We start from the raw sequence: 25,886 nt of genomic DNA, 5'->3' as shown, positions 1-25,886 counted from the left end.
GCCGGGTGTTACCGTTTCCACGCCACATCGAAAGGAACACCCATGCTGAAGCGCCTCCTCGCCGCCGCCTCCGCGGCAGTCGTCGGTCTCGGACTGGCCATCGCCGCCCCGCAGGCCGCGCACGCCGTCGACGTGGATCAGTACACGACGCCGGGCGACCACCTGGTCAACGGGCGGTACTGGAAGACCGAGTGCGAGTTGTACTCCTCGACGGTGGTGCGCTGCAGCACCGACATCTGGGCCCCCAAGGTGGTCACCGTGCAGGGCCAGCACGTGCTGCACGAGGGCTGGGTGTTCAACAACATGACCTACCTCCCGTCCGCCCGCGGCGCGTGGAAGGGCAACCCGCTCGCCACCAACCGCACCTGGACGGCCGAGGACGGCCGCCAGTGGCGCACCGAGTGCGACACCGCGGCCACCGGCCGCAACGGCTGCCGCACCTACGCGCTCACCACGGTCGTCGCCCACGACGACGGCAAGTTCGTCTCCGAGAACCAGTGGCAGTTCAACAACATCGTCCAGTTCACCGCCGCGAGCACCCCGGCCGTGACGTCGATCCCCGCCGCCGCGCCCCCGCTGGCCAACGTCCCGGTTGAGAAGCCGGCCGTGCTGCCCGTCAAGAGCCAGCTCAACCTGGCCCGCGCTGCCACCTGGGACAGGATCGCCCGCTGCGAGTCCGGCAACCGCTGGAACATCAACACCGGCAACGGCTACTACGGCGGCCTGCAGTTCAACCTCGCCACCTGGCGTTCCGTGGGCGGCACTGATTTCGCCGCCTACCCGCACCACGCCACCCGCGAGGAGCAGATCACCGTGGCCAACCGCCTCCACGCCAAGCGCGGCTTCCAGCCCTGGAGCTGCAAGCCCTGACGTGGCTGCATGACAGCACGCGAAACCCCGGGCCCATGCCCGGGGTTTCGTCGTGTCGCCGGTCCTCGTTCCTCGGACGCGACACGCTCAGGGACGCAGCACCCCGAGGGTTTCGAGCCAGGCGCGGGTATCGGCGTCGCTGACCCACAGGTGCGCGTGCCAGCCGACGGCGAGGGCGCCGTCAACGTTGGCCTGCTTGTCGTCGATGAACGCGATCTCCCCAGGCTCCAGCTCCAGATCCGCCATCACGCGTTCGTAGATGGCCGCGTCCGGTTTGATGGCGCCCAGCGTGGCGGAGACGTACAGGTGGTCCACATCCGCGCGCCAGTTGGCCTTGTCCACCGCCTTCTGCATGGCGTGCGGCGAGTTCGACAGCACCGCCACCACCCTGCCCGCCTGGCGACACTCGCGCAGCAGCTGCCACGCGGCGGGGCGCAGGTTCGCCCAGGTGTCGGCGTCGAGGTAGGCCAGCTCGTCGATGAGCTCGTCATCCGCCTCCGCGCCGACGGCGGCCAGCAGCGGGCCCCAGTAGCCGCGGTTGGGTGCGCCGGCGTCGTACTCCACGCGGCCCTTCCAGTAGTGCTCGGCGAGCACTTGAGGCGTGGTGCCCATGTGCTGCGCGAGCAGCGGCAGGAGGGACGGCGGGGAGGAGAGCACCTCACCCAGGTCGAAGACGACAGCCTTGATCATGCCCCCACCATAGGCGTCCCCTCCGACGGGCTGGAGGGGGCGCCGACGGCGGGCCCGGGCAGGTGCGAGTTGTGCAGCGGAGTTGGTGCACAACTTGCACCTGCCTCACGCGAGAGAGCCCGGGCAGGCTACCTCACTGCGGGAGCAGCAACGCGCCGTCTGCTTCGACGGCGAGGCCGTCGTCGACGAGCGACCTGACGCACCGCTCCAACTGGGCGCCATCGGGCCACGCGAGGTCTGACAGCGGCACCGGTGCGTGGGTGCCGCGGAGGGCGGCCATGATGCGGCCGCGGCACTGCCGGTCCGTTCCCTCCCAGGGCTGCGCCACCCGCTCCGGCCCGTCCCAAGCCGGTTTCCCCGCCGCGAGCCAGGCGCAGTGCCTGGCCACGGGGCAGCGGCTACAGGCCGGGTTGCGGGCCGTACAGATGGTGGCGCCCAATTCCATGGCGGCCGCGGACCAGGTGGCGGCCTCGGCGTCGCCGTCGGGCACGAACTCCCAGGCGCGGCGGCGCTCGGCGGCGGTCTCCGAGCGGTTGGGGTGCTCCACCCCGGCGCCGAGGCGGGCCAGCACCCGGCGCACGTTGACGTCGAGCACCAGGGAGCGGCGGCCGAACGCGAAGGCCAGCACCGCGGCGGCGGTGTAGCTGCCCACGCCGGGGAGGGCGAGCAGCAGCGTCTCGTCGCGGGGGAGTTCGCCGTCGTGGCGCTCGACGACGGCCTGCGCCGCAGCCTGCAGGCGCAGCGCGCGGCGAGGGTAGCCGAGGCGGCCCCAGGCGCGCAGCACGTCTGCCGTTGACGCGTCCGCCAGAGCTGAGGGGGTGGGCCAGCGCTCCATCCACGCCGCCCACGGCCCGGCGACCCGGGCTGCGGGAGTCTGCTGCAGCATGATCTCGCTGACGAGGATGCCCCACGGGCTCACCCCCGCGGCGCGCCAGGGCAGCGGGCGGGCGTTAGCGGCGAACCAGGCCGTCAGTTCGTGCTGGAGGCCCGTGATGTCTGGCGTCATCAGGCCTCGAGCGCGGATTCGAGGCGCGCCCGCGCCTTCGGGTGTCGCCGCGCCGCCTCGCGCAGTTCATTCGCGCCGTGCGGGGCGACCGCCTCGAGGTAGCCGTGCACGAGCAGCCCGATGAGGCGTTCGTCGAGGCCGGCGTCGAGGATGAGCGCGGCGGCCTTGGCCACGTCGGTGGCGGCCTTCTCTCGGACCTGGGCGCCGGTGAGTCGCTTGAGTCGCATCAGAGTGGAGGAGTAGGACGAGTCCTCCAGACCGGAGGCGAAATAGACGCGTGCGGCGTCTGCCAGTTCGGCGTCGACCACGTCGGTGCCGGCTTCGTCGACGGCCGCGCGGACGTCGCGGCCGGTGAGGAACTTCTCGGCGTGCCGGGCGGCGCCGCGCACGCTGGGGCGGATCTGCTGCGCCTCGACGAGCAGCGCCAGCCAGAAGCCCACGAACAGGTCCGCCGTGCGTCGTTTCCCGAACCGGGCCAGCGCGAGCGCCGGATGCATGTCTGCGGGATCCACGCGGTGGTACTCGGTCAGGGCCATGGCGCTACGCTACCCGCCGCTGCTGGCAGCGCCATGTGTGAGGGGGCTACCGGATCAGCGCTTCGAGCGTCGGCAGCCCGAAGAGCAACAGCCGTCTGGTAGGCCGGGTAACCGATACAGCACCGTTGCCGTCTGCAGCAGAAGGTGAGGTGCTGGCGGCGATCACATGGGGGCGTTGGTGAAGCGACTGTAATGACCCTGGAACAGGGCGTCGATCTTGCCGGTCTCGCCGTTTCGGTGCTTCGGGATGTGGAAGGCCGCGAGGCCGCGCTCCTCGTCGGAGGGGTTCTGCGAGTACATCTCCGGGCGGTGCAGCATGAGCACGATATCTGCATCCTGCTCCAGCGAGCCGGACTCTCGCAGGTCTGACAACTGGGGGATGCCGTCCTTGCGCTGCTCCGTGTTACGCGACAGCTGCGACAGGGCGATGACCGGGATCTCCAACTCCTTGGCGAGGAGCTTGATCTGGCGGGAGAACTCGGAGACCTCCAACTGGCGCGACTCCACCTTCTTGCCCGATGTCATCAGCTGGATGTAGTCGATGGCGACGAGCTGCAGATCGTGGCGCTGCTTCAGGCGGCGCGCCTTCGCGCGGATCTCCATCATGGTGAGGTTGGGCGAATCGTCGATGAAGAAGTTCTTCTCCGCGAGGATGGCCGATTTGTCTGTGACGCGCTGCCAGTCGTTCTCGTCCATCTTGCCGCCGCGGATACGCCCCAGGGGTACCGAGGCTTCGGCGGAGAGGATCTTCATCACGATCTCCGTGCGGCTCATCTCGAGCGAGAAGAACGCGGCGGGCAGGTTGTGGTGGATGGCGGCGGAGCGGCACACGTCCAGCGCGAACGTCGACTTTCCGACGCCGGGGCGCGCCGCGACGATGATCATCTGCCCGGCATGCAGGCCGTTGGTGATCCGGTCCAGTTCTGTGAAGCCGGTGGGCACGCCGGAGAGCGCGTCTCCGGAGTTGGCGATGGCCTCCATCTCGTCGAACGTGGGCTCCAGCAACTCGCGCAGTGACTTGTAATCCTCCGACGAGTTGCGATCCGTCACCTCGAAGAGGGTCTGCTGCGCCTCGTCGACGATCTTGTCCACCTCGCCCTGGCCGCCGTAGCCGAGCTGGGCGATGCGGATTGAGGCATTGACCAGGCGACGCAGCACGGCCTTGTCACGCACGATCTCCGCGTAGTACGGGGCGTTGGCGGCGATGGAGACGCTGGAGAGCAGATCGTGCAGGTAGACCGCACCGCCCACCTTCGACAGTAGGCCCGTCTTGCCGAGTTCACCGGCCACCGTGATGGGATCAGCAGGCTCGCCGCGGCCGTAGAGGTTGATGATGGCCTCGAAGATCGACTCGTGGTTGGGGCGGTAGAAATCCGCGCCGCGCACCACCTCCACCACGTCGGAGATGGCGTCCTTCGACATCATCATGGCGCCCAGCACGCTCTGCTCGGCGGCCAAATCCTGCGGGGGAGTGCGATCGAGCTCGCGGTCGTCGTAGACCGCCGGCTGTGTCTGCGCCGTCATCTGATGCACCCCTTTCCAAACCTCGACCCAAGGCTAAGCCACGCCTCAGACAGTTTCCTCCGACTTCCTCCGACGACGGCGCGGGGCCTGTGCGCAACCCTGGGGACAGCCTGTGGACGGGGTGTGGACAACCTGCGTCGCACGGCGTAGGGGCTGTGGAACACCCTGTTGTTGAGCATGAAAGGCCCGTTATCAAATCGTTATAAACCTGTTGCCCTGGGGAATTCTCCACAGTTTGTCCACACTGGACCCCGGTGACGGCTTCACTTTGTCGTCGTGTCGCCCCTCCGGACCTGGGGCGTGCTGGACAAAGCACGGTTGACTATGGGTGATGCTCCTTTGGTGGGCCGGTTTGAGCGCAGGGCGCGGGTCGTGGTATGAGGGCCAGTTCGCCCCCTGTTCACGAGAAACCGGCGAAGTTATCCACAACCCCTGTGGGTTGTTTGTGGACATCGCCTGCTCACTGTGGGCGGCGCCCGCGCCGCGCGAGCCGCCGGGGCTAGCGCACCCCGGCCGCACCGTCGTGACTGGCGAGTGGAATGATGGATGAAGATTGGATTTCATTACCCCCGGGGGGTATAGTCGGTCACAGAGGAGGTGCCATGACAACAACAGAGACCTGCCACTCCCACGGCTACACGCCGGAGAAGGCCGCCTACCTGCGCCGGCTGAAGCTGGTGGAGGGACAGGTGCGGGGCCTCGCCCGCATGGTGGACGAGGACCAGTACTGCATCGACATCCTGACCCAGGTCACCGCGGTGACCTCGGCGCTCAAGGCCGTGTCGCTCGGGCTGCTCGAGGACCACCTCACCCACTGCGTCGCTGATGCCGCCCGCAAGGGCGGGCCGGAGGGCGCAGAGAAGATCGACGAAGCGATGCAGGCGATCAAGCGCCTCACCCGCTAGCCACCACGAAAGGATCCAGCAATGATCACGAACTACACCGTCTCGGGCATGACCTGCGGCAACTGCGTCAACCACGTCACCGAAGAGGTCTCGGACATCGACGGCGTCAAGAGCGTCAACATCGTCCTCGACGGCGGCGCCATGTCGGTGGAATCCGACGAGCGCATCCCCTTCGACACCATCCTCGAAGCGGTCAAGGAAGCCGGCGACTACACCGTCGTCGAAGCCTGAACCACTGATCACACCCGCCCCGCCGCTGGGCGGCGGGGCTCTATTCGGCACGCCTGAAAACGGAGGACCCGTGTCCACCACAACCACCCCCGGCGCTGAGAAATACCAGAGCGCCAACAAGATCCAACTCGATATCCAGGGCATGACCTGCGCCTCCTGCGCGGCCCGGATCGAGAAGAAGCTCAACAAGGTAGACGGTGTGACCGCCTCGGTGAACTACTCCACGGAGAAGGCCACCGTCGAGGCCCCTTCCACCCTCACCGCGGAAGACCTCATCGCCGTCGTCGAGAAGTCCGGTTACGGCGCCACGCTCCCGGTGCCCATCGAGCAGAAGAGCGACGAGGCCGCCGCGCTCAAGCCGCGCGTCATCTGGTCCTTCGCGCTCAGCATCCCCGTGGTGCTGGTCTCAATGATCCCGGCCTTGCAGTTCCCGGGCTGGCAGTGGGCGGCGCTGGCGCTCTCGAGCGTCGTGGTGTTGTGGTTGGGCCGCTCCTTCCACAAGGCCACCTTCACCAACCTGCGCCACGGCGCCACCACGATGGACACCCTGGTGACGCTGGGCACGCTCACCGCGTTCGCCTGGTCGCTCTACGCGATGATCTTCGGCCACGCCGGCGAGATCGGCATGAAGCACGGCTTCGAGTTCAACCTGTCGCAGCAGGACGCGATGGGGTTCATCTACTTCGAGGCCGCCGTCGTCATCATCTCGTTCCTGCTGCTGGGCCGCTACATCGAGGCCCGCGCCAAGACCGAATCCGGCGCCGCCCTGCGCGCGCTGCTCGAGGTGGGCGCCAAGCAGGCGACTGTGGTGCGCGACGGCACCGAGAGCCGCGTCGACGTGGAGGATCTCGAGGTCGGCGACCTCATCGTCATCCGCCCCGGCGAGAAGGTGTCCGCTGACGGCGAGATCGTGGAGGGCCGCTCCGCCGTCGACGCCTCGATCATCACCGGCGAGTCGCTGCCGGTCGAGGTGGAACCGGGGGCGACGGTGGTGGGCGGCAGCCTCAACACCACCGGCCGCCTCGTGGTGCGCACCACCGCCGTCGGCTCCGGTTCGCAGCTGGCGCGCATCGCCAAGATGGTGGAGGAGGCCCAGGAGGGCAAGGCCGACGTGCAGCGCCTGGCAGATAAGGTCTCCGGCATCTTCGTGCCCGTGGTGTTGATCATCGCCGCCATCACCCTGGTGGCACACCTCGTGGCGGACCACGGCTGGACCATGGCCTTGTCCGCCGCCATCTCCGTGCTGATCATCGCCTGCCCCTGTGCGCTGGGCCTGGCCACGCCGTCGGCGCTCATGGTGGGCACCGGCCGCGGCGCCCAGTTGGGCACCGTGATCCGTGGGCCGCAGGCGCTGGAGCGGGCCCGCGCCGTCGAGACCATCGTCTTCGACAAGACCGGCACGCTGACCACCGGCCAGATGTCGGTGGTGGACGTGGAACCTGTGGAGGGGGTCAGCCGCGACGAACTGCTGGCGCTGGCCGCCGCCGTCGAGGCCGCCTCCGAGCACCCCATCGCCGCCGCGCTGGTGGCGGAGGTGGATCGCCCGCTGCCGGTGACCGATTTCGAGAACGTGCCCGGCCGTGGCGTGCAGGGCGTGGTGGAAGGTCGCAGGATCTTCGCCGGGTCGCCCGCATTCATGGCGGACCTCGGCCACGGTAGGGCCGCGTGGAGGCGTGAGGTGATCGGCTCCGTGGTGGAGGTGGCCGACGAGGAGCGCATTCTGGGCCGCGTGGTGGTGGCCGACACCATCAAGGAATCGGCCGCGGCCGCCGTCGAGCAGCTCAAGAAGCTGGGCCTCACCCCGGTGCTGCTCAGCGGCGACAACGAGGCCACCGCCCGCGCCGTCGCCGCCGAACTCGGCATCGACGACGTGCGCGCCGGCGTCACCCCCGAGGGCAAGGTGGAGGCCATCAAGGAGTTGCAGGCCAAGGGCCAGCAGGTGGCGATGGTGGGCGACGGCGTCAACGACGCCGCCGCGATCGCGCAGGCCGATCTGGGCATCGCCATGGGCTCGGGCACCGACGCGGCCATCGCCGCTGGCGACATCACGCTGATGCGTCACGACCTCAGCGCCGCCGTCGACGCGGTGCGCCTCTCGCGCGCCACGCTGCGCACGATCAAGGGCAATCTGGTGTGGGCGTTCGGCTACAACTCGGCCGCGATCCCGCTGGCCGCCTTCGGGATGCTGACCCCGATGATCGCGGGCGCGGCGATGGCGTTCTCCAGTGTGTTCGTGGTCCTGAACAGTCTCAGGTTGAAGGGTTTCCGCTCGATCTCCCAGCGTTGAAGCGGCGCCTGACTCGCGAAGCGGCGTCTGTAAACCTGTTGTGAGAGATTCTCAGAAAAAAGTTCGGATTATGGTGTTACTGGTTTGTAGTGACCTCGCCGCAGGACTACAGTTACATCCATCGCCCGGGAAACCGGGAGATCCAAGAGCCCCCGGCCCGCTGCCGCCCCCCAAGGGCAGCGGGCCGGGCCTTTTTGTGTCCGCTGCTTTCGCCCGTGGGGTAGCGTCGAGTCATGGCACGTATTGAATCTGATTCGATGGGCAACATTGAGGTTGCAGAAGACCGCTACTGGGGTGCGCAGACCGAACGCAGTCTCCACAACTTCGACATCGGCCGCAACGCCTTCGTGTGGGGTCGCCCCATGATCCGGGCGCTGGGCGTCCTCAAGAAGGCCGCCGCGCAGGCCAACGGCGAACTGGGCGAACTGCCCGCCGACGTGGCCGAGCTGATCGTCAAGGCCGCAGACGACGTCATCGCCGGCGAACTCGACGACCACTTCCCGCTCGTGGTGTTCCAGACGGGCTCCGGCACGCAGTCCAACATGAACTCCAACGAGGTCATCTCCAACCGCGCCATCGAGTTGGCCGGCGGCGAGATGGGCTCCAAGAAGCCCGTCCACCCCAACGACCACGTCAACCGCGGCCAGTCCTCCAACGACACGTTCCCCACCGCCATGCACATCGCCGTGGTCAGCGAACTCAACTCGCTGCTCTACCCGGCCATCGCGGAGCTGCGCGAGGTCCTCGACCGCAAGGCCAAGGAGTACGACGACGTGGTGATGGTGGGTCGCACCCACCTGCAGGACGCCACCCCCGTGCGCCTAGGGCAGGTGTTCGGCGGCTGGGTCGCCCAGCTGGACTTCGCGGCCGAGGGCATCAGGTTCGCGGATTCGCGCGCCAGGGATCTCGCCATCGGCGGCACCGCCGTTGGCACCGGCCTCAACGCGCACCCCGATTTCGGACCCCTGGCGGCGCGGAAGATCAGCGACGAGACGGGGCTGGAATTCCGGCAGGCGGACAACCTGTTCGCGTCGCTGTCGGCGCACGACTCCCTGGTGGAGGTCAGCGGCTCGCTGCGCGTGCTGGCGGATGCGCTGATGAAGCTCGCCAACGACGTGCGCTGGTACGCGTCCGGCCCGCGTAACGGCATCGGTGAACTGCTCATTCCGGAGAACGAGCCCGGCTCGTCGATCATGCCCGGCAAGGTCAACCCCACCCAGTCGGAGGCGTTGACGATGGTGGTGGCGCGCGTGATCGGCAACGACGCCACCGTCGGCTTCAGCGGCTCGCAGGGCAACTTCCAGCTCAACGTGTTCAAGCCCGTCATGGCCCACGCGGTGCTCGAGTCGATCCGCCTGCTGGCAGACGGCATGCGCTCGTTCACGGACCACTGCGCCGTCGGCATCGAGCCCAACCACGAGCGGATCCAGGCGAACCTCGAATCCAACCTGATGCTCGTCACCGCGCTGAACCGGCACATCGGCTACGACAAGGCCGCCAAGATCGCCAAGCAGGCGCACAAGGAGGGCACGTCGCTGAAGGAGTCGGCGCTGGCCAACGGTGTCGACGGCGACGACTTCGACAAGTGGGTCGTCCCCCGCGACATGACCGGCAAGTAGCTGTTGGTTGAGCCGCTGCCTGCGAGGAACGAGCGGCGCAGCGTGTCGAAACCCGCGCAGCGTGTCCAGCGCCTCGACCCAGTGGTTGAGGTGCAGGTCAGCTGCGGGCGCCCCTCGTCGTCGCCCTGCTCGCGAGCTCGCGGTCCGCACCCGGGGACCAGTCCCGGTGACTACTTCAGCTTCGCGTGGCCCGGGCCCGTCTCGGCGACCTCGGCGTAGATCGACAGCATCTCAGCGGCCTGCGACTCGATGCTCCACTGCGAGCCCAACTCCACGGAACGTGCGCGGGCCCGCTCGCGCCAGGCGTCGTCGGGCAGCTTGTCCAGCACCCGCATGATGCCGGCGGCCAGCGACGCCGCCGTCGGGCGGGTGATCTCGCCGTTGACGCTGGGTTCGATGACCAGCTGCAGCTCGTGGTCGACCGAGACGATGGGCAGGCCGGCGAGGGCGGCCTCGTGGAGGACGAGGGCCTGGGTGTCGGTGAGGCTGGGGAAGGCGAAGAGGTCCGCCATGCCGTAGTAGGCGCCCAGGTCGTCGCGCTTCTGCTCGCCGGGCAGGATGACGCGACCCGCGTCGCGCCCGGCCGAGAGGATGCGCTTGATGGTGGAGTAGCGCTGCCAGTCGCCGACGATGCAGAGCCGCGCGTCGGGCCGTTGCGCGTGCACCAATGTGAACGCCTCGGCGAGCAGCGGGATGCCCTTCTCCGGCGCGATCCGGCCGGCGTACAGCACCAGCGGGCCGTCGGGGTGGTCGAACGGTGGGGGGCCGGGCGGGAGTGGGTCGACGCCGTTGGGCACCACCCGCAGGTCGAACGGTGGGGGGCCGGGCGGGAGTGGGTCGACGCCGTTGGGCACCACCCGCACGTTGATCTTGTCGGTCATCTGCAGGCAGCGGGTGGCCGTCTTCGGCGACGGCGTGGTCACCAGGGTGGCCGTCTCGAGCATCTTCTGGCACACCGCCAGCAGCGATGCGGTGGAGCGGCCCCGGTCTTCGTAGCGCACCTCGGCTTGGCGGATGTCGCGCTGGCTGACGAGTTCCCCGCGGGTGATGGTCGCCCATGCCCGCACCACTCCCGTCAACAGTGGCAACACCGTCGAGTAGTGGTCTGCGTAGGCGTCGAAATCCGTGTGCCACGTCAGCAACATGGGGATGCCCAGGCGTTGCGCTGCCCAGGTGCCCAGCACGCCGACGGTGCCGAAGCCGTGCACGTGCAGTACATCCGGTTTGAGTTTGCCGATCTGTTCGATGGTGCGCTCGAAGTGTCGACCGTTGGCGACCCGGGTGGGCATCTTCGGCACCCGAACCGACGGGAGGCGGATCTCGCTGCGGCCCTCGCGGCCGTGATGCGGGTTGGGGCCCTTCGCGGCCGGGGCGACGACGATGACCTCGTGCCCCGCGTCGAGCAGGTTGCCCTCGAGTTGCTGCACGGCGAACATGAGCCCGTTCGAGCCTGGGCCATAGTTGTCGATGAACTGCGCCACGCGGAGGCGGCGCCCATCGGCATTCACCGCTGAAGTCACCCCGACACTCTAGCCGTCTGCCCGCCCACGGAGTGCACCGGCTCGGCGGTGGGGCGGGTGGCGCCGTGAGCAATTGGATGGGGTCACAGGCAAAAACAGGCGTTCTCCCGGCGTGTCGCGCCGTGACCCTATCCAATTGCTCACGGGGTGTTCGCCCGGGCCGGATCCGGGTTAGCGTGGGGCATGCGTGTGGTGATAGCACCGGATTCCTTCAAGTCGACGATGAGCGCGGCCATCGCGGCCCGGGCGATCGCCGAGGGCTGGGCGCAGGTCCGCCCCGGCGACGACCTCATCCTCCGCCCCATGGCCGACGGCGGGGAGGGCACGCTTGACGCCTTCGCCGCGCTCCCCGGGGCCCAGCGGATCCCCGTCGACGTGGTGGACGCCCTCGGCTCCCCGCGGCGCGCCTCCTGGGTGCGGCTGGCCGACGGCGCCGCCGTCGTGGAACTGGCCGAGTGCTGCGGGCTGACCACCGTCAACCACCTGGCACCCCGCGAAGCGCACACCTTGGGCTTCGGCCTGGCCATCCGGGCGGCGCTGGAGGCGGGGGCGCCCCGGTTGCTGCTGGCGATCGGCGGCAGCGCCTCCACCGACGGCGGTCTGGGCCTGCTCGTCGCGCTGGGGGCGCGCCCTCACGGAGAGGGGATATCCGGGGACCTGGAAATATCTCTACCTGAGGAGGGGGTCGGTGTGGATTATCCACACCGAGGGCCCGAATCGGAAGAGTTATCGCAGGCACCTCGACATCCCGCCCTCGGCAACGCCGCCTTGGAGGGCATCAGCCGGGTGGACTGGGCCGACGTCCTGCCGCTGCCGCCGGGCGGGGCGCTCATCTTGTCGGACGTGACCAACCCGCTGCTGGGCCCAGAGGGTGCCGCGGCGGTGTTCGGCCCGCAGAAGGGCGGGGCCTCGCTCGTCGCTGAAATGGACCGGAACCTGGGGGCGTGGACGTCGGTTCTCGGCGGCGACCCCGGCGCGCCCGGCGCCGGAGCCGCAGGCGGCGCGGGGTTCGCGCTGCAGCGTTGGGGTGCGGTCACCACCTCCGGCGCCGGCACGGTGGCCGAGGCCATCGGCTTGCCCGAGGCCCTCCGCGAGGCCGACCTCGTGATCACCGGAGAGGGCTCCTTCGACGCGCAGACCGTCAGCGGCAAGGTGGTCGACGTGGTGCGTCGTCTCGCCGCCGACACCGCGGCCGAGCGTGGGCGTGGCCTCCCCGTGGCGCTGGTCGCCGGGCGGTTGGAGGCCGGGTTCAAAGGCCCCGCCGTCGCCCTCTGGGACATCGCGGGGGAGCGGGCACTGGGCGACGCGGCCGGGGTGGCCCGTGAGGCCGCCGCGGAACTTGCCCGTCAGTTGTCGTGACAGGAATCCGCGTTCCCTGAGCGTTGCCCTGCGAGGTTGTGAGCCAGGCGACGACGAGGGGCGCCCGCAGCTTTCGTGGCACTGTAACCACCGTTGCCCAGGTGTCAGATCGGCTGCGGTGGCACTTCGTCGTTCCCGGGCTCGTTTACTTCGCCCAATCGTTCGTTCCTCACGATTGGGTCAGCATGGCGCCTCGCCGGGGCACCCTCAGGGACGAGGCGGACGACGCGGGTGCAGCGCTCCACCACGTCCGGATCGTGCGTGATCACCAGCACCGGATGGTCCTCGAACGCGGCCCACACATCTTCCATCAGGGCGGTGGCGGTCTCGCGGTCGAGGTGTTCGGTGGGCTCGTCGAGGATGATCAGATCACGCTGTCCCACGAGCAGCCGGGCCAGGGCCAACCGGCGACGCTCGCCGCCGCTCAACGTGGTGCCCGACTCACCGATCCGCCGCTCGGGGTCCATCGGCAACCCGGCCTTGGCCAGCGCGACGGTCACGTCGTCGTCGGTGGCGTCCTTGTCGCCGATCTTCACGTTCTCCGCGACCGTGGTGGCGAAGATGTGCGCGTCCTGTTCCAGGTAGCCGACGCGCCCGCCGCGCTCCACGTGCCCCGCCAGCGGCGGAATGAGCCCCATGGCGGTGGCGGCGACGGTGGTCTTGCCGACGCCGGACTGCCCCACCAGGGCGACCCTCTCCCCAGGGGCGACCGTCAGCGACACATCCTCCTGCACCACCGCCGCATCGCCGCCGGGGACGGGCCAGCCGATGGTGACGCCGTCGAAGACCAGGCCGGGGTCGCCGTCGCCTGGGATGACGTCGCCGGTGCCCACCGGCTCGGCCTCGAGTACCTCGGAGATCCGGTCCAGCGAGGAGCGGGCGCGGGTGTAGGTTTGCGCGGCCTGCGCGAACGTGCCGAGCACCTCGTGCAGCGCCAGCGGGGTGAGCACCAGCACGGCCAGCATCCGCTGATCCAACGCGCCGGCCCCCAGCGCCCGCGTGCCGAAGTACAGCGCCGCCAGTACCGCGATTCCTGCGGCCACGAGCTGCCCGGCCGTCGCGATCCCGCGGATCCACGCGCCGCGCGCCTCCTGCTCGCGCAGTTCGTCGTCCACCGCCAGAAGCTTCTGCAGCGCGGCGTCGTCGGCTCCATAGGCCACGAGGTCGGTGGAGGTGCGGGCCAGTTCGCGCACGCCGTCGGCCAGGCGACCCCGCGTGGGCACCGCAGCCTCGTCGACGGCGAGGCTGGCGCGCTGCGTCCACAGCGGCAGCACCACGCCGGCCAGCACGGCGCTCAGCAGCAGCGCGATGGCGGTGGGCCAGTTCAGGACGGCGAACATCACCGTCGTGGCGACGACGACCAGCCCGGCGGAGAGGAAGGGGATCACCACGCGCACGACCAGGTCGTTGATGGCTTCGACGTCTGCGACGACGCGGGTCAGCAGGTCGCCGCGGCGTCGGCCGATGAGGGTGGTGGCGGAGAGCTTGTCGTAGACGCGGAGGCGCAGGGCGCTCTGCATGCGCAGGGCGAGGTCGTGGCCGACGATGCGCTCCACGTAGCGGAACACGCCGCGCGAGATCGCGAACGCGCGCACGCCGACGGCGGCCGGCTGCAGGTACAGCACCGGCGGCGCCATGGCGGCGAACGACAGCAGCCAGGCGGACACGCCCATCAGCGCCACCGAGGAGCTCGACGCGAGCGTGGCGAGCAGGACGGCGTAGATGAACAGCTTGCGGCCCTTCGGCACCGAATCCATCAGCGTGCGGGCGAGCGCGAGGGTTCTTCTCATCGGTCGCCCCTCTCGTTGGTTGAGCCGGCCGCATCCGAGCTTGCGATTGCGGTCGTGTCGAAACGGCCAAGCGTGGCATCGGCCTGCAGCACAGCTTGCGGGGTTTCGACACTGCTCGCAGAACGCGCAGGCTCAACCAGCGCGACGACGCGGTCGGCCGCCGCGAGGACGGCGGGGCGGTGGCTGACGATCAGCGCGCCCGCGCCGGTGGCGCGCACGGCGTCGATGACGCGGGCCTCCGTGAGGGCATCGAGGCCCGCCGTCGGCTCGTCCAGAATCAGCAGGCGGGCGCCGCCCAGCCGGATCCGCACCAGTGCGCGGGCCAACGCGACGCGCCGGCGTTCGCCGGCGGAGAGGCCCTCGCCGTCGTCGCCCACGTGCTTGTCAGGCTCGAAGTCTGCGCCGGCGTCGGCCAGCGCCGCGGCCACGTCGGCCGCGGTGGCGGAGGGGTGGCCGAGGGCGACGTTGTCGCCGACGGTGCCGTTCAGCATCCCCGGCTCCTGTGCCACCCATGCCACCTGGGAGCGCCAGGAGGTGAGATCGATGTCGGTCAGCGGCAAGCCGCCCACGGTCACCCGGCCGTCGTCCGGGGTGAGGTAGCCCATCGCCATCGCCAGCGCCGTGGACTTGCCGCCGCCGGAGGAGCCGCTCATGGCGACCACCTCGCCGGGCCCCACCCGCAAACTGAGCCTCTCGACGGCGGGCGCACCCGAGCCGGGGTAGGTGTAGGTGACGTCCTCCAAGGCGAGGTCCCCCGCGGGTGCCGGCTGGGTGCCGGTGTGGGTGGCCGCGTCGTCGATCATCTCGAAGGCGGCATCCGCGGCGGCCACGCCGTCGGCCGAATCGTGGAAGTGGACGCCCACCTGCCGTACGGGCAGAAACGCCTCCGGGGCGAGGATGAGGACGAAGAGGGCGGTGGTGAAGTCGACGTGACCGTAGACCAGCCGGAAGCCCACGGTCACCGCGACGATGGCCACAGACAACGACGCCAGCAGTTCCAACGCGAAGGCGGAGAGGAAGGAGATGTAGAGCACCTTCATGGTGGCGCTGCGGTACTGCTCCTCGTTGAGGTCGACGCCGCGTTTCTGCGCGCGGGCACGTGCGAAGGCTTGGAGGGTGGGGAGGCCGGCGATGAGGTCGCCGAAGTGGTTGGCCAGGCGGTCCATGACGGAGTAGGAGTGCCGGGTCGCCTTCTCCGTGGTCCAGCCGATCAGCGCCATGAACACCGGAATGAGCGGCAGTGTGAACGCGATGATGATGGCCGATTGCCAGTCGGTCAGCAGGATCGTGCCGCCCACCAGCAGCGGCACGGTGGCCGCGAGCCCCAGTTGGGGGAGGTACTTGCTGAAGTAGCCGTCGAGCGCGTCAAGCCCCTGCGTGACCGTCCTCACCAGCGACGACGACGACGCGGCACCCACCGGTGTCTTGAGCCTGGCCGCGAGGACGTCGCGACGCAGGGTGGACTTCACCTCGGCCGCGCTGCGGTGCGCCAGCCAGGAGTTCACCCACGCGAGCAGGCCTCGACCGAGGAACACGAGCACGAGGAGCAGCAGCGCGGTGCCCCAGCCCGGTGGGAAGGTCTTGATGTCGAAGGCGAGGGTCACCCATTCGGCGATGAGCCGGGCCTGCGCGATGAGCAGCGCGGCCGTCAGGACGCCGACGACGACCGTGGCCACCAGGAACCTGCGGGTCGCCTTCGCGCGCTTCAGGAGTCTGGGATGAATCGGTCCGGCCACGCCTGTCATCCTCCCACAACACCCACGGTGACAGTTCGCTGTGCAGGTCGAGCCCCTGCCTACGAGCGGGCCGGTGTTGTGCATGGCAGTCAGTACAAGCTGGCTTGGCCGCCCGGTGTGCCGGGCAAGCGTGGACCCACGAGACCCTATTCTTGCCGCATGACCGTGAAGTGGCTTGGACACGTGGCGTTGGCGGTGACGACTGGCTTGGGCCTCGCGGCGTGCTCGCAAGCAGACGGAGGGCTGGCACCCTCTCTCGAGGTGGCCGATGAACTGCTCACTGAGGCGTTGGTGGATGCCGAGCGTGTCTCGGAGGTGGAGATCAACACCTTGCAGGTGGCCGCAGTGCTCCAGCCCACAGGAGGCGAGATGGTGGCGCGTAAGCTCCACCACTCCGTCGTGGAGACTCCCAGCAGCGACATCGAGGTCGGCAGCCGGAGCGTGTCAATGACCTCGGCGGATTTCCCGCTGCAGGAGTTCCTCGACCTCGCCCACGGGCAGGAGTGTGACGAGGGCTGGGCGTCGGCCAAGGCGATGGTGCTGTCTGAGACGGCGGTGGCCTACGCGCTGGAGTGCGGGGAGAAGCCGACGGAGGCCGAGCCGGTCTACCACTTGGGAGGGGAGCCGCTACCCGAGGTGCTGAGCGATGACATGCCGGGGGCGCTGAGCACGTTGTGGAGCGAGACGCGGCAGATCACAGACGAGGCGTACACGTTGCTGGTCCAGAACAAGGCGGCCGGTTCCGAGCTTGAACTCGACTATCCGCACGGCGAACGCGCCGCCCGGTGGAAACGCTCCTTCGATGCCGAAGAGGTGCTCGTGATGCCGTGGGTTCGCGAGCCGGGGACCCATCCGTTCAGCCTCGCCGAGGTCACCCCCGACCAGGTGCTCGCGGCCGTCGAGGATGAGCTTCAGGGGCAATGGCGCGGCCTGACGTCGGTCGCGGTCCGCGGTACTGCCGAAGGTGGGGCTGAGGTGGTGCTGGAGCCCGGCGCCCGGGTGTTCCCCATCGAAGGCTGAACTCGGCCCCCATGCCTCACATCTAGGGAGACGCTGATGAGTGCGATCCCTGAGCCAGCCGCCCGCGGCTGGTCGAAGGGCGCTAGGCGCAACTGGGGGCTTGAATCGACACCCGCGCGTCCTGCGCTTCGACGAGTCGCTCGTGTCTCGAGACTGGCTCAGCACAAGCGACAGGGCGCAGGGCACCCGGTTCAGGAAGCGGAGGATTACTCAGCGCTTTCCTTGATTCAGGGTGGTGGACCACCCCAAATCTAGATGTGGGACCCAGCCCCAGCCCGGGGGAAGACGGCAGACACAGACATGGGGCCCGCTTCCGGAGAAGCGGGCCCCATGCGTGGACCTGTGTCAGTTCACCTTCGGATTTCGTCCCGATCGTGCGTATATGACGACATCGGGGCGTTTTCTCAAGGTGAGTTTCGTCACGCCGCGACCTCGACCTCGTCGGGGATGTTCTTCGTCGAGATGCGCTTGCTGAAGACGTAGTAGCTCCAGCTCTGGTAGGCGATCACGATGGGCACGAAGATCACAGCCGCCCAGGTCATGATGGTCAGCGTCGTCGGCGACGACGCGGCGGTGATCACGTTCAGGCGCTCGGCGATGGCCACCGATTCATCCTGCGCGAAGCCCAGGTTGCCGTACATCTTCAGGAAGATGCCGGCGAAGAGCGTCACGACGGTGAGGCCGGTGAAGATGAACGCCCACCCGTCGCGACCCTTGCCGCTCATGACCGTCGACACCGCGATCGCCACGATGGCGATGATGCCGGCGATCCATGCGTAGATCGACAGGTTGCCGAACTCCGAGTTGGCGGGCCAGAAGATGTTCTGGCAGATCACGAACAGTGCGACCAGCGCGGTGGCGACCCAGCCGACCTTGGCGGCGAACGCCTCAGCACGCTCGTGGATGATGCCGCTGGTCTTCAGCGCCAGGAACGTGGAGCCGTGCACCAGGAACAGCACCACGAGCATCACGCCGCCCAGCAGGGCGAACGGCATGAACAGGCCGAAGAAGGTGCCGTCGAACAGCGGCGCCGGGCCGGCGGGGGTGTCGATGGTGCGCTGCGGCAGGCCCATCACGAAGTTGGCGAATCCGACACCCAGCACCAGCGTGACGATGAACGATCCGCCGGTGGCGAACCAGTCCAGCATCTTGCGGTAGCTGGAGTGCGGGTGCTTCGAGCGGTACTCGAACGCCACACCACGCAGGATGAGGCCGATCAGCACCAGCAGCAGTGGCAGATACAACGCCGAGAACGTCGTGGCGTACCAACCCGGGAAGGCGGCGAACATGGCGCCGCCGGCGGTCAGCAGCCACACCTCGTTGCCGTCCCACAGAGGGCCGATGGTGTTGACGACGGTGCGCTTCTCCTTCTCGTTCTTGCCGAACACGGGGATCAGCATGGCCACGCCGAAGTCGAAGCCCTCGAGGAAGAAGAAGCCGATCCACAGGACGGCGACGAGCAGGAACCAGACCGTGGCGAGCACGGGGGTCTGGGCGGTGGTTTCAAGCAGATTCAACATGTCTCATTCCACCTGTCAGTAAGCGAAGCTGAACGGAGCATCGGGATCCTTCTGAACCTCGACGGGGGCAACCTCTGGGAGGCCGGCCTTCGCGTACTTGAGGAACAGCCACACCTCCAGGACGGCGAGGCCGCCGTAGATGAGGGTGTAGGCGATCATGGAGAAGAGCACCTCGCCTGCGGTCACCGTCGGCGACACCGCTGCCTGGGTGGGCAGCACGCCGGCGACGATCCAGGGCTGGCGGCCCATCTCGGTGAAGATCCAGCCGAACGAGTTGGCGAACAGCGGGGTCAGCGGCATCGCGAACATCAGCGTGGTCCACACCGTGCCGTACTTCGGCAGGCGATCCTTACGCAGCGTCCACAGCGTGAACGCGGCCAGGGCGATGCCGACGAAGCCGAGCCCGATCATCAGGCGGAACGTCCAGTAGGAGATGGGGATGTTCGGCATGGGGTCAACCTCATAGTTGGCCTGCAACTCTTCCGCGTACTCCTGCTGGAGGAGCGTCTTGGTGTCGTCGTAGCGGAGGAAGCCCTCGGAGTCGTACTCCTCGCGGAGGTCGTTGATGCCCTTGACCGTCTCGTGGCCGGACAGCCAGGAGAGGAGGCCGGGGATCTTCAGCGCGAAGATCTCCTCGGTGCCGTCGAGGCTGCCGATGGTGAAGATGGAGAAGCTCGCGTTGTCCTCGGTCTGGAACACGCCCTCGGCGGCGGCCATCTTCATGGGCTGCACCTCGGTCATGATCTTCGACTGGAGGTCGCCGGTGACGATGACACCCACGGAGGCGACCAGGAGCACCCAGGCGCCGAACTTGGCGCCGAAGCGGTAGGCCTGCGTGTCGCCGTCCTTGGCCTCGCCGTCGCGGTTGATCTTGGCGAGGTGCCAGCCGCAGACGGCAGCCATGAGGCCGCCGGCCACCATGTAGGCGCCGAAGATGACGTGCGGGAACGTGACGAGGAACACAGGGTTGGTGAGCACCTCGAGGAAACCCTCCACGCCGTTGAGTTCCGCGCGGCCGTTGTTGAACGTGGTGCCGACGGGGTGCTGCATCCAGGAGTTCGCGGCGAGGATGAAGATGGCCGAGACCATCGTGCCGATCGCCGCCATGTAGATCGACAGCAGGTGGAGCTTCTTGGGGAGCTTGTCCCAGCCGAAGATCCACAGGCCGATGAACGTCGACTCGAGGAAGAACGCCAGAAGTGCTTCGAGTGCCAGCGGCGCGCCGAACACGTCGCCCACGAAGCGGGAGTACTCCGACCAGTTCATGCCGAACTGGAACTCCTGCACGATGCCGGTGACGACACCCAGTGCGAAGTTGATCAGAAACAGCTTGCCGAAGAACTTGGTGAGCCGCAGGTAGGCATCCTTGCCAGTGCGCACCCACATGGTCTGCAGGATCGCCACCAGCATCGACATGGCGATGGTGATGGGTACAAAGAGGTAGTGGTAAACGGTGGTGATCCCGAACTGCCACCGTGCCAGAATCACAGGATCCATGAGCGCACCGTACTACTTCGCGTCGTATTGCGACAACATGTCGCTAAAACTGGGATTGGTTACGCCTATGCTTAGGCCATGTCTTCCAGGGGTGAACTCGAACAGCGTGTGATGGAGCTGCTGTGGGCTTCGCCCGCGGCGATGAGTGTCGCCGATGTGCACGCCAAGCTCTCCGAGGAGCGCGAGCTCGCCTACACCACCGTGATGACGGTGCTGGACCGCCTGGCGAAGAAGGAACTGGCAGACCGCGAACTCGTCAACCGGGCGTGGCAGTACACCGCGCGAGGCACGCAGGCTGAGGTCATCTCCCGCGACATCGCCCGCCTCCTCGACGGCGTGCCCACTGAGGCCCGCGTCGATGCGTTGCGTCTGGTCGCCGCCGGCCTGCCCTCGGCCGAGCGCGACGCACTCGTCGCTCCCTGAGCGTCGCCGGGTCGCTGGTTGAGCCTGCGAGCGCAGCGAGCAGTGTCGAAACCCGGTGACTTTCCAGGCGGCCCATCTGTCGGTCCCTGAAGTTGGCTCCTTCGTCGTCGGCGAACGCTCAGGAAGCGACAGGCTCAACCAGCGTTCATCTCGCCGAGCAGCTCCTGCTTGTGGGCGAGGGTCTCGGTGAGGTCCGACAGCAGCTCGATGCGCTTGGCCTGCACCTCCTGCACCGCGGCGACCCGTTCAGCGTCCGGCCTGTCCGCCGTGCGCTTCACCGCCGCGTCCTCAGAGGCGTCGAGGCCGCTGTCGATGGCCTTCATCACCGTGGCCTCGGTGTCGGCGTAGCTCTCCTCGAACGCCTCGCGTGACATCGTCGCCGCCAAACGCTCCCTCTCCTCCCGCGGGGTCCAGCCCTCGTCGGGCTCGGGCCAGCGCAGGTCCAGGTCGATGAGCGTGCGCAGCAGCACCTCGGTCACCGCCAGCCGGGAGTACCACTTGCGGTCGGCCGGCAGCACCATCCACGGCGCGTGATCCGTGTTCGTGAGGCGGAAGACGTCGGCGTAGGCCTCCTGGTAGTCGTCCCACTTGGCGCGGGTGTCGACGTCGCTGGGGTTGTACTTCCACCGCTTGTCAGGGCGGTCGAGGCGCTCCATCAGACGGATGGCCTGCTCGTCCTTGGAGACCATCATCGCGAACTTCAGCACCACGGTGTCGTCGTCGACGAGCTTCTTCTCCCACTCGTTGATCTCGTCGTAGCGCTTGGACCAGACGTCCTCGTCGACGAGGTTGTCGACGCGGGCCACGAGCACGTCCTCGTAGTGGGAGCGGTCGAACAGGCCGATCCGGCCGGGCTGGGGGAGGGCCTTCTCGATGCGCCACAGGTAGTGGTGGCTGCGCTCCTCCTCGGTGGGCACGCCGAAGCTGCGCAGTTGGATGCCCTGGGGATCGAACAGGCCGAAGACGTGGCGGGCGATCCCTCCCTTGCCTGCGGTGTCGAGGCCCTGCACGACGACGAGGATCTTCTTGGTGCCGCCGGAGCGACCATGCGCGAAGAGTCGCTCCTGCAGCTCGTCGAGGAGGCCCTCCTGCGCGGCGATGTGCTTCTCGGCGTCCTTCTTCTTGCCGTCCCAGCCGGGGGTTGAGTTGCGGTCGAAGGTGGCGAGGTCGAAGTCGTCGGTGACGCGCAGTGCCTGCCGCGGGTCCTGGCTCCAGAGATCAGTCATGAGGGTCCTTTCGGGTCGCCCTCCATTGTTGCGCGACCTGTTGATCTCGGGGCGGGAACTTTATCTCTACCGATGCGAGGCCTCGGTGTGGATAATCCACAGCGACCCCCCCCGAATCGGTAGAGATAATTCAGGCCTGCCGGATAGATGGCTTCAGTCAGCGGCGGGGGAGAGGCGGATCTCGTTGCGCCATGGGTCCAGCACGGTGAGCGTGCGACCGTCGTGCGCGGGGCGGAACCCGGCGGAGCGCAGGCGCTCGTCCGCGGCGGCGATCTCGTCGGCGGTGGGCACCACGATGTCCACCACGCCCATGCCCAGCGCGCTGGTGCGGGGGCCGGCGCCGGCGGAGTTCCACACGTTCATCGCCATGTGATGGTGGTAGCCACCGGCGGAGACGAACAGGGCCGTCGGCATGGCGAAGGTCTGGTCGAAGCCCAGGGCGTCGACGTAGAACTGTTGCGCCGAGGCGATGTCGCCCACCTGGAGGTGCACGTGCCCCAGCGACCCGGCCTGCGACGCCGGCTGCTCGGTGAGGTGCGTGCGGATGAACTGCTCGGGGTCGATGTGGAGGGTGTCCATCTGCACCTGGCCGTTGGTCCACTGCCACTGGTCCCGCGGACGGTCGTGGTAGAGCTCAACGCCGTTGCCCTCCGGGTCGGTGAAGTAGAAGGCCTGCGAGACCAGGTGGTCGCCCGTGCCCGCGAACGTCTCGGGATACTTTGTGTACATCGACACCAGCGTGCGCGCCAGATCCGGCAGGTCGTCGAACACGACGGCGGTGTGGAACAGGCCGGCCGCGCTGCGGGGGGCGGCCCTGAGTTCCTTGGCTTCGCTGAGCCGCACGACGGGGGTGTCGCCGAGGCCCAGCACTGCCGCGCCGGGCTCGTCGGAGAGCGGCACGAGACCGATGCCGTCGGTGTAGTAGCTGAGCATGGTGCCCATGTCGCGGACGCGTAGTTCCAGGGTGCCCATGTGGGTCTCGGGTGCCAAACTCATGCCTCCATCCTACGGTTGAACTTTCAACTACGCAAGTGACCCCCTTGTTCCCTACGCTTCCCCCATGGGAGACATCGACATCACACCGGAAGGGGTGCGGGAACAGGGCCGACGGCTGGCCGAGCTCGCCGACGCCGTTGCCGCGAAGAGCAGGAAGGGTCGCTCGGAGGGCAATCCGGCCTTCAGGACCACCGACGCGATCCGGCAGTTGCAGGGCCATTTCGCGGACGGAGACAGGGCCCTGGGCCAGCGGCTGCGCGACCTGAGTGACGCGGTCATCGCCTCGGCCCTCAGCTATGAGCGCGTGGAGGATCACAACGCTGCCGAGTCCCGCGGCTTCTTCAGGCAGGCGGAGCTGTGAAGGTTGATGATCTGAAGTCCTTCAATGAGGGCGATTGGATGGAAGCCGCCGCCGGTTTCGAGGAGGATGCCTCCGACAAGGCGACGTATGCCGACAAGTTGGACGGCACGGCCGGTGTGATCGAGAGCCAGTGGCGCGACGAGGTGGGCGACATGAGTGCGGCGCGGCACCGCGAACATGCCGAGGCCGTTCGCGACGTCATCCCGATCTACGAGGGTGCCGCCCAGACCGTGCGCGACGCCGCCAGCGAGATGGTGGCGCGGCGCGGCAACCTCGAGGATCTGCTGGCGTTCGCCCAGAAACACGACATCGTCGTCACCAATGGCGGGACCACGTTCCCAAGTCCGCGTGCTCTCGTCGATCACGCCCATGAACTCCCGAAGCTGTTCGCCCTGAACCGTGCTGTGGGGGCGCGGATCCGCCTCGTGTTGCAGATGGCAGCTGCAGCCGATGGCCGGGCTGCGCTCGCGTTGCTGGCGGTCCTCCGCATCGACCTGCCGTACTTCGACGGTGGTCCCCTCGACATGAGTGACGAGGGGATCCGCGAGCAGATCGCCCTCAGCGCGCAGGGCGATTACGGTTTCTGCGCGTTCCTGTCGCCACTGATGGCGCTGGGCGAGGCCAATCCTGATGTCATCCGCGACAACGTGCGCTGGGATCCCGGCACCGACAGCTATGTGGTGACCCTGCATGATCCGGAAACCGGTGAACGCATCGAGGTCAACGTCGATCCGCGCGACATCCCGCGCAACGCGGCTGGCGAACTGGAGGGTGCCGACAACACTTACACGGGCGAGCCGAACTTCCTCTCGATCTACGAGCAGGCTGTGCGCCAGCAGTTCCCGGAGCGTAAAAGCTACGACTTCCCCACCTCGGTGAAGATCATCACCGGTCGCGACGTCGACGAGGTGCGCGCGGAGCACACCAGCCTTGACGAGATCCGCCAGGTGCGTGAGGCCAACCCTCCCGGCGCAGTGATGGTGGCGACGACGGGTGCCGTCGAGACGCAGAACTACGAGACGGTGCCACCCGAGAAGTTCGTGGTGCCGGGGCATGCGTACACCGTCGATCACGTGACGGAGGACGGCATGATCGTGCTCAACAACACATGGGGGCCGGAAGGCGGTAGCTTCGAGTACCCCAAGGACAGCGGAAATTTCCACCACGGCCCCGGTCAGATCACGCTCACCGAGGAGGAATACCAGCGGTGGATGAATGGCACGATGATGGTGGAGAACCCGTGAGGAGTTCAGAATGAGTGACAGCATGCGGGTGAGTTCGCAGCGGTACGGTCCGCTGCTGGATGCGTGGCAGAAGTTCGTGGAACGCCAACTTGGTCCGCTCCTGTGGGAGCCCCGTGCCGATAGCGAGATCGTCGACGGAGGCGCGGTGCGTGTGGGCCCTGTGGCGGGTAGCGGTGTCGCCATGGGAGGCGTGGACGTCGACGAGTTCCGCGAGGAGCTCAACGCGTTCCTCGAGCGCTACGGCTTCGCGCCGGGCAAGTTCCAGGCGACTCCGGGCGGCTACCTCGAACTGGCGACTTCTGATCGCAGCGGGGCAGAGTTCACGATGCGCGCCCGGGGACGGATCCTGGCCTGGGTTCTGGTCCGCCCATGAAGCGTGGCGCGGCGGCGTTGATGGTGGGCCTCTTGTCGGTCACCGCCTGCACTCCGACGGTGGAGCCCGGCCCGCCGTCGACCCCGGCGCAGACGTCGTTCCCCGCGGTGTCGCCGGAGCCGTGGCGCCCGGAGCCAGCTGCCAGCCCGGTCGCCACCGAAGCGCCCGAGTACGCCCAAATCCTCGCCGACGCTCAGACCGCCGCTGAGCCCGAGGTGGGCCCCGTCGAGTGGGAGCCCGTTTCCAGAACTGGCGCCCACGATGCGTGCGGCGTCGTGCTCAGCACCATCGGCCCCATCGGGCGGGACCTGGCAGACGTCAGCCTCGAAGGTCTGCTCGACGCCCTGGAGGTTGCGCTCGCCGAGCATGGCTTCGACGGGTTTGACGCCTCCACCGCCACAGCCGGCGGCGAGTTCATCGCCACCGCGGACCGCGCCGATAGCGTCCGGTTCCAGCTGGGCCTCAAGGGCAGGGTGACCCTGTCGGTGTACGTGCCCCTCGCCGTGGAGCAGTGCCCGGACGGCGCCTCGGCCTGATCGGGATCGACGCCCCGGGTCGCACAGGAGCCGAAATGTGGCGGGAGGAATCGGCGATAAGTTCTGCGTCGCGCAGATATTGACCAGAAGGAGGCGAGCCGCGGGCCCATCCTCCTGCCGAACAGGACGCCGTCAGGTGGGCTCGAGATCGGCGATCAGATCCTCCAAGATTTCTTCCTCGTAGCCGACGCTCCCCTCCGGCATGCGCCATGGTTGCGCCTCCGGGTATCGGCCTAGCAGGCCTCGGAGTATTCCCCAGCCTGTTGCGTCGGCGTCGGCGCGTACGAACAGCTTCGCGGGCAGCGCCGACAGCAGACGGTGGGTGGCCAGTGACGGCACCCCGAACGTGCAGACCAGCGGCTTCGAGCCCCGGCCAAGCCGGTCAGCAGCCTCCTCGACGACCACGATGAAGCGGTACTGCTTGGCGTTGGGGCCGGAGAGGTAGGAGGCGGCTTTGAGTTCGCCCGGCGAGTTGACGTTGAGCCAGGCGAAGCTGATCGTGGGCTCGGTCACGTTCACCTCCTTGTCGCGTCGAGGCCAACCTATCGGAGGGCACCGACAGTCTTCTCCGGTGGCCGATTCTCACCCGTGTGCCATCGAATCGACCACCTGAGACG

23 protein-coding genes and 1 pseudogene are annotated in these 25,886 nt (G+C 68.1%); 12 read left to right on the top strand and 12 right to left on the bottom strand.

What is annotated here, in order from left to right:
• Nucleotides 1–42 precede the first annotated feature (42 nt).
• Nucleotides 43–870, top strand: a complete 828-nt coding sequence (locus BN1186_RS16215) for a transglycosylase family protein (protein WP_052459735.1) — start codon at nucleotides 43–45, stop codon at nucleotides 868–870.
• Nucleotides 871–957: 87 nt separating this feature from the next.
• Here the strand turns inward: BN1186_RS16215 and BN1186_RS03580 are convergent, their stop codons facing one another.
• From BN1186_RS03580 to dnaB, 4 genes are all read right to left on the bottom strand, one after another.
• Nucleotides 958–1,560: an HAD-IA family hydrolase gene (locus BN1186_RS03580; RefSeq protein WP_040282575.1), complete on the bottom strand. Its 603-nt coding sequence runs from the start codon at nucleotides 1,558–1,560 to the stop codon at nucleotides 958–960.
• A 133-nt stretch (nucleotides 1,561–1,693) separates the two neighbouring features.
• Entirely contained in the window at nucleotides 1,694–2,566 is an 873-nt protein-coding gene (locus BN1186_RS03575; RefSeq protein WP_040282572.1) for an HhH-GPD family protein, read from the bottom strand.
• Nucleotides 2,566–3,102, bottom strand: coding sequence for a DUF6553 family protein (locus BN1186_RS03570; protein WP_040282570.1), 537 nt, complete (start codon nucleotides 3,100–3,102; stop codon nucleotides 2,566–2,568). Before BN1186_RS03570 ends, BN1186_RS03575 begins: the two co-directional genes overlap by 1 nt.
• Nucleotides 3,103–3,264: 162 nt before the next feature.
• Complete coding sequence (dnaB, locus tag BN1186_RS03565; RefSeq protein WP_040282568.1) at nucleotides 3,265–4,626, bottom strand: replicative DNA helicase; 1,362 nt, start codon at nucleotides 4,624–4,626, stop codon at nucleotides 3,265–3,267.
• Between the two features lie 602 nt (nucleotides 4,627–5,228).
• Between dnaB and BN1186_RS03560 the strand changes: the two genes are divergently transcribed.
• The 4 genes from BN1186_RS03560 to fumC all read left to right on the top strand — a co-directional run bounded on the left by BN1186_RS03560 (nucleotide 5,229) and on the right by fumC (nucleotide 9,668).
• Entirely contained in the window at nucleotides 5,229–5,531 is a 303-nt protein-coding gene (locus BN1186_RS03560; protein WP_040282566.1) for a metal-sensitive transcriptional regulator, read from the top strand.
• 21 nt (nucleotides 5,532–5,552) lie between these two features.
• Entirely contained in the window at nucleotides 5,553–5,762 is a 210-nt protein-coding gene (locus BN1186_RS03555; protein ID WP_040282564.1) for a heavy-metal-associated domain-containing protein, read from the top strand.
• A gap of 70 nt (nucleotides 5,763–5,832) precedes the next feature.
• Nucleotides 5,833–8,049: a heavy metal translocating P-type ATPase gene (locus BN1186_RS03550; RefSeq protein WP_281278434.1), complete on the top strand. Its 2,217-nt coding sequence runs from the start codon at nucleotides 5,833–5,835 to the stop codon at nucleotides 8,047–8,049.
• 233 nt (nucleotides 8,050–8,282) lie between these two features.
• A complete protein-coding gene (gene fumC, locus BN1186_RS03545; protein WP_040282562.1) occupies nucleotides 8,283–9,668 on the top strand; it encodes a class II fumarate hydratase in 1,386 nt (461 codons plus the stop codon).
• Nucleotides 9,669–9,838: 170 nt separating this feature from the next.
• Here the strand turns inward: fumC and BN1186_RS03540 are convergent, their stop codons facing one another.
• On the bottom strand, nucleotides 9,839–11,188 hold the full coding sequence (locus BN1186_RS03540) for a glycosyltransferase (RefSeq protein ID WP_139650800.1): 1,350 nt from the start codon (nucleotides 11,186–11,188) through the stop codon (nucleotides 9,839–9,841).
• 183 nt (nucleotides 11,189–11,371) lie between these two features.
• Here BN1186_RS03540 and BN1186_RS03535 point away from each other — a divergent pair, with 183 nt between their 5' ends.
• Nucleotides 11,372–12,547 carry a glycerate kinase family protein gene (locus BN1186_RS03535; protein ID WP_040282558.1) on the top strand — a complete coding sequence of 392 codons (1,176 nt, stop codon included), beginning with the start codon at nucleotides 11,372–11,374 and terminating at the stop codon, nucleotides 12,545–12,547.
• Between the two features lie 224 nt (nucleotides 12,548–12,771).
• Here the strand turns inward: BN1186_RS03535 and cydC are convergent.
• Together cydC and cydD are read right to left on the bottom strand one after the other, a co-directional pair.
• Nucleotides 12,772–14,337 (bottom strand): annotated as a pseudogene (gene cydC / locus BN1186_RS03530) (thiol reductant ABC exporter subunit CydC); the annotation flags it as partial.
• Entirely contained in the window at nucleotides 14,334–16,073 is a 1,740-nt protein-coding gene (gene cydD, locus BN1186_RS03525) for a thiol reductant ABC exporter subunit CydD (protein WP_074436917.1), read from the bottom strand. The pseudogene cydC and the gene cydD, both read right to left, overlap by 4 nt.
• A gap of 159 nt (nucleotides 16,074–16,232) precedes the next feature.
• On the opposite strand from cydD, the gene BN1186_RS03520 reads away from it, so the two are divergent.
• Entirely contained in the window at nucleotides 16,233–17,093 is an 861-nt protein-coding gene (locus BN1186_RS03520; protein ID WP_040282556.1) for a hypothetical protein, read from the top strand.
• Nucleotides 17,094–17,512: 419 nt separating this feature from the next.
• Here the strand turns inward: BN1186_RS03520 and cydB are convergent, their stop codons facing one another.
• Together cydB and BN1186_RS03510 are read right to left on the bottom strand one after the other, a co-directional pair.
• Nucleotides 17,513–18,613 carry a cytochrome d ubiquinol oxidase subunit II gene (cydB, locus tag BN1186_RS03515; protein WP_040282554.1) on the bottom strand — a complete coding sequence of 367 codons (1,101 nt, stop codon included), beginning with the start codon at nucleotides 18,611–18,613 and terminating at the stop codon, nucleotides 17,513–17,515.
• 15 nt (nucleotides 18,614–18,628) lie between these two features.
• The gene (locus BN1186_RS03510; protein WP_040282552.1) at nucleotides 18,629–20,110 is read right to left on the bottom strand and encodes a cytochrome ubiquinol oxidase subunit I; all 1,482 of its coding nucleotides are present in this window, start codon (nucleotides 20,108–20,110) and stop codon (nucleotides 18,629–18,631) included.
• A gap of 78 nt (nucleotides 20,111–20,188) precedes the next feature.
• Here BN1186_RS03510 and BN1186_RS03505 point away from each other — a divergent pair, with 78 nt between their 5' ends.
• Nucleotides 20,189–20,533, top strand: coding sequence for a BlaI/MecI/CopY family transcriptional regulator (locus BN1186_RS03505; RefSeq protein WP_040282550.1), 345 nt, complete (start codon nucleotides 20,189–20,191; stop codon nucleotides 20,531–20,533).
• A 134-nt stretch (nucleotides 20,534–20,667) separates the two neighbouring features.
• Here BN1186_RS03505 and BN1186_RS03500 read toward each other — a convergent pair whose 3' ends face one another.
• The gene (locus tag BN1186_RS03500; RefSeq protein WP_074436916.1) at nucleotides 20,668–21,759 is read right to left on the bottom strand and encodes a PPK2 family polyphosphate kinase; all 1,092 of its coding nucleotides are present in this window, start codon (nucleotides 21,757–21,759) and stop codon (nucleotides 20,668–20,670) included.
• A gap of 153 nt (nucleotides 21,760–21,912) precedes the next feature.
• The gene (locus BN1186_RS03495) at nucleotides 21,913–22,755 is read right to left on the bottom strand and encodes a VOC family protein (protein ID WP_040282548.1); all 843 of its coding nucleotides are present in this window, start codon (nucleotides 22,753–22,755) and stop codon (nucleotides 21,913–21,915) included.
• 64 nt (nucleotides 22,756–22,819) lie between these two features.
• Between BN1186_RS03495 and BN1186_RS03490 the strand changes: the two genes are divergently transcribed.
• From BN1186_RS03490 to BN1186_RS03475, 4 genes are read left to right on the top strand one after another with little or no spacing between them, the layout of a single operon-like run.
• Nucleotides 22,820–23,116, top strand: a complete 297-nt coding sequence (locus tag BN1186_RS03490) for a hypothetical protein (RefSeq protein WP_040282546.1) — start codon at nucleotides 22,820–22,822, stop codon at nucleotides 23,114–23,116.
• Nucleotides 23,113–24,360, top strand: coding sequence for a hypothetical protein (locus BN1186_RS03485; protein WP_040282544.1), 1,248 nt, complete (start codon nucleotides 23,113–23,115; stop codon nucleotides 24,358–24,360). The genes BN1186_RS03490 and BN1186_RS03485 overlap by 4 nt, the downstream gene beginning before the upstream one ends.
• Before the next feature lie 10 nt (nucleotides 24,361–24,370).
• Nucleotides 24,371–24,733 carry a hypothetical protein gene (locus tag BN1186_RS03480; RefSeq protein WP_139650798.1) on the top strand — a complete coding sequence of 121 codons (363 nt, stop codon included), beginning with the start codon at nucleotides 24,371–24,373 and terminating at the stop codon, nucleotides 24,731–24,733.
• The gene (locus BN1186_RS03475) at nucleotides 24,730–25,269 is read left to right on the top strand and encodes a hypothetical protein (protein ID WP_040282540.1); all 540 of its coding nucleotides are present in this window, start codon (nucleotides 24,730–24,732) and stop codon (nucleotides 25,267–25,269) included. Before BN1186_RS03480 ends, BN1186_RS03475 begins: the two co-directional genes overlap by 4 nt.
• 132 nt (nucleotides 25,270–25,401) lie before the next feature.
• On the opposite strand, the gene BN1186_RS03470 is transcribed toward BN1186_RS03475, so the two are convergent.
• Nucleotides 25,402–25,782, bottom strand: coding sequence for a DUF2399 domain-containing protein (locus tag BN1186_RS03470; RefSeq protein WP_040282538.1), 381 nt, complete (start codon nucleotides 25,780–25,782; stop codon nucleotides 25,402–25,404).
• Nucleotides 25,783–25,886 lie beyond the last annotated feature (104 nt).

Origin of the sequence: Tessaracoccus massiliensis (assembly GCF_000826065.2) — a bacterium.
GTDB classification, from domain to species: domain Bacteria; phylum Actinomycetota; class Actinomycetes; order Propionibacteriales; family Propionibacteriaceae; genus Arachnia; species Arachnia massiliensis_A.
Note: the sequence above shows the minus strand (reverse complement) of the source record. Positions and strands in the feature narration are given on the sequence as shown.

Excerpts from the sequence above, each read along its gene's own strand:
- BN1186_RS16215 (WP_052459735.1), top strand. The coding sequence starts at position 43 with ATGCTGAAGCGCCTCCTCGCCGCCGCCTCCGCGGCAGTCGTCGGTCTC.
- BN1186_RS03580 (WP_040282575.1), bottom strand. The coding sequence starts at position 1,560 with ATGATCAAGGCTGTCGTCTTCGACCTGGGTGAGGTGCTCTCCTCCCCG.
- BN1186_RS03575 (WP_040282572.1), bottom strand. The coding sequence starts at position 2,566 with ATGACGCCAGACATCACGGGCCTCCAGCACGAACTGACGGCCTGGTTC.
- BN1186_RS03570 (WP_040282570.1), bottom strand. The coding sequence starts at position 3,102 with ATGGCCCTGACCGAGTACCACCGCGTGGATCCCGCAGACATGCATCCG.
- dnaB (WP_040282568.1), bottom strand. The coding sequence starts at position 4,626 with ATGACGGCGCAGACACAGCCGGCGGTCTACGACGACCGCGAGCTCGAT.
- BN1186_RS03560 (WP_040282566.1), top strand. The coding sequence starts at position 5,229 with ATGACAACAACAGAGACCTGCCACTCCCACGGCTACACGCCGGAGAAG.
- BN1186_RS03555 (WP_040282564.1), top strand. The coding sequence starts at position 5,553 with ATGATCACGAACTACACCGTCTCGGGCATGACCTGCGGCAACTGCGTC.
- fumC (WP_040282562.1), top strand. The coding sequence starts at position 8,283 with ATGGCACGTATTGAATCTGATTCGATGGGCAACATTGAGGTTGCAGAA.
- BN1186_RS03535 (WP_040282558.1), top strand. The coding sequence starts at position 11,372 with ATGCGTGTGGTGATAGCACCGGATTCCTTCAAGTCGACGATGAGCGCG.
- BN1186_RS03520 (WP_040282556.1), top strand. The coding sequence starts at position 16,233 with ATGACCGTGAAGTGGCTTGGACACGTGGCGTTGGCGGTGACGACTGGC.
- cydB (WP_040282554.1), bottom strand. The coding sequence starts at position 18,613 with ATGTTGAATCTGCTTGAAACCACCGCCCAGACCCCCGTGCTCGCCACG.
- BN1186_RS03510 (WP_040282552.1), bottom strand. The coding sequence starts at position 20,110 with ATGGATCCTGTGATTCTGGCACGGTGGCAGTTCGGGATCACCACCGTT.
- BN1186_RS03505 (WP_040282550.1), top strand. The coding sequence starts at position 20,189 with ATGTCTTCCAGGGGTGAACTCGAACAGCGTGTGATGGAGCTGCTGTGG.
- BN1186_RS03500 (WP_074436916.1), bottom strand. The coding sequence starts at position 21,759 with ATGACTGATCTCTGGAGCCAGGACCCGCGGCAGGCACTGCGCGTCACC.
- BN1186_RS03495 (WP_040282548.1), bottom strand. The coding sequence starts at position 22,755 with ATGAGTTTGGCACCCGAGACCCACATGGGCACCCTGGAACTACGCGTC.
- BN1186_RS03490 (WP_040282546.1), top strand. The coding sequence starts at position 22,820 with ATGGGAGACATCGACATCACACCGGAAGGGGTGCGGGAACAGGGCCGA.
- BN1186_RS03480 (WP_139650798.1), top strand. The coding sequence starts at position 24,371 with ATGAGTGACAGCATGCGGGTGAGTTCGCAGCGGTACGGTCCGCTGCTG.
- BN1186_RS03475 (WP_040282540.1), top strand. The coding sequence starts at position 24,730 with ATGAAGCGTGGCGCGGCGGCGTTGATGGTGGGCCTCTTGTCGGTCACC.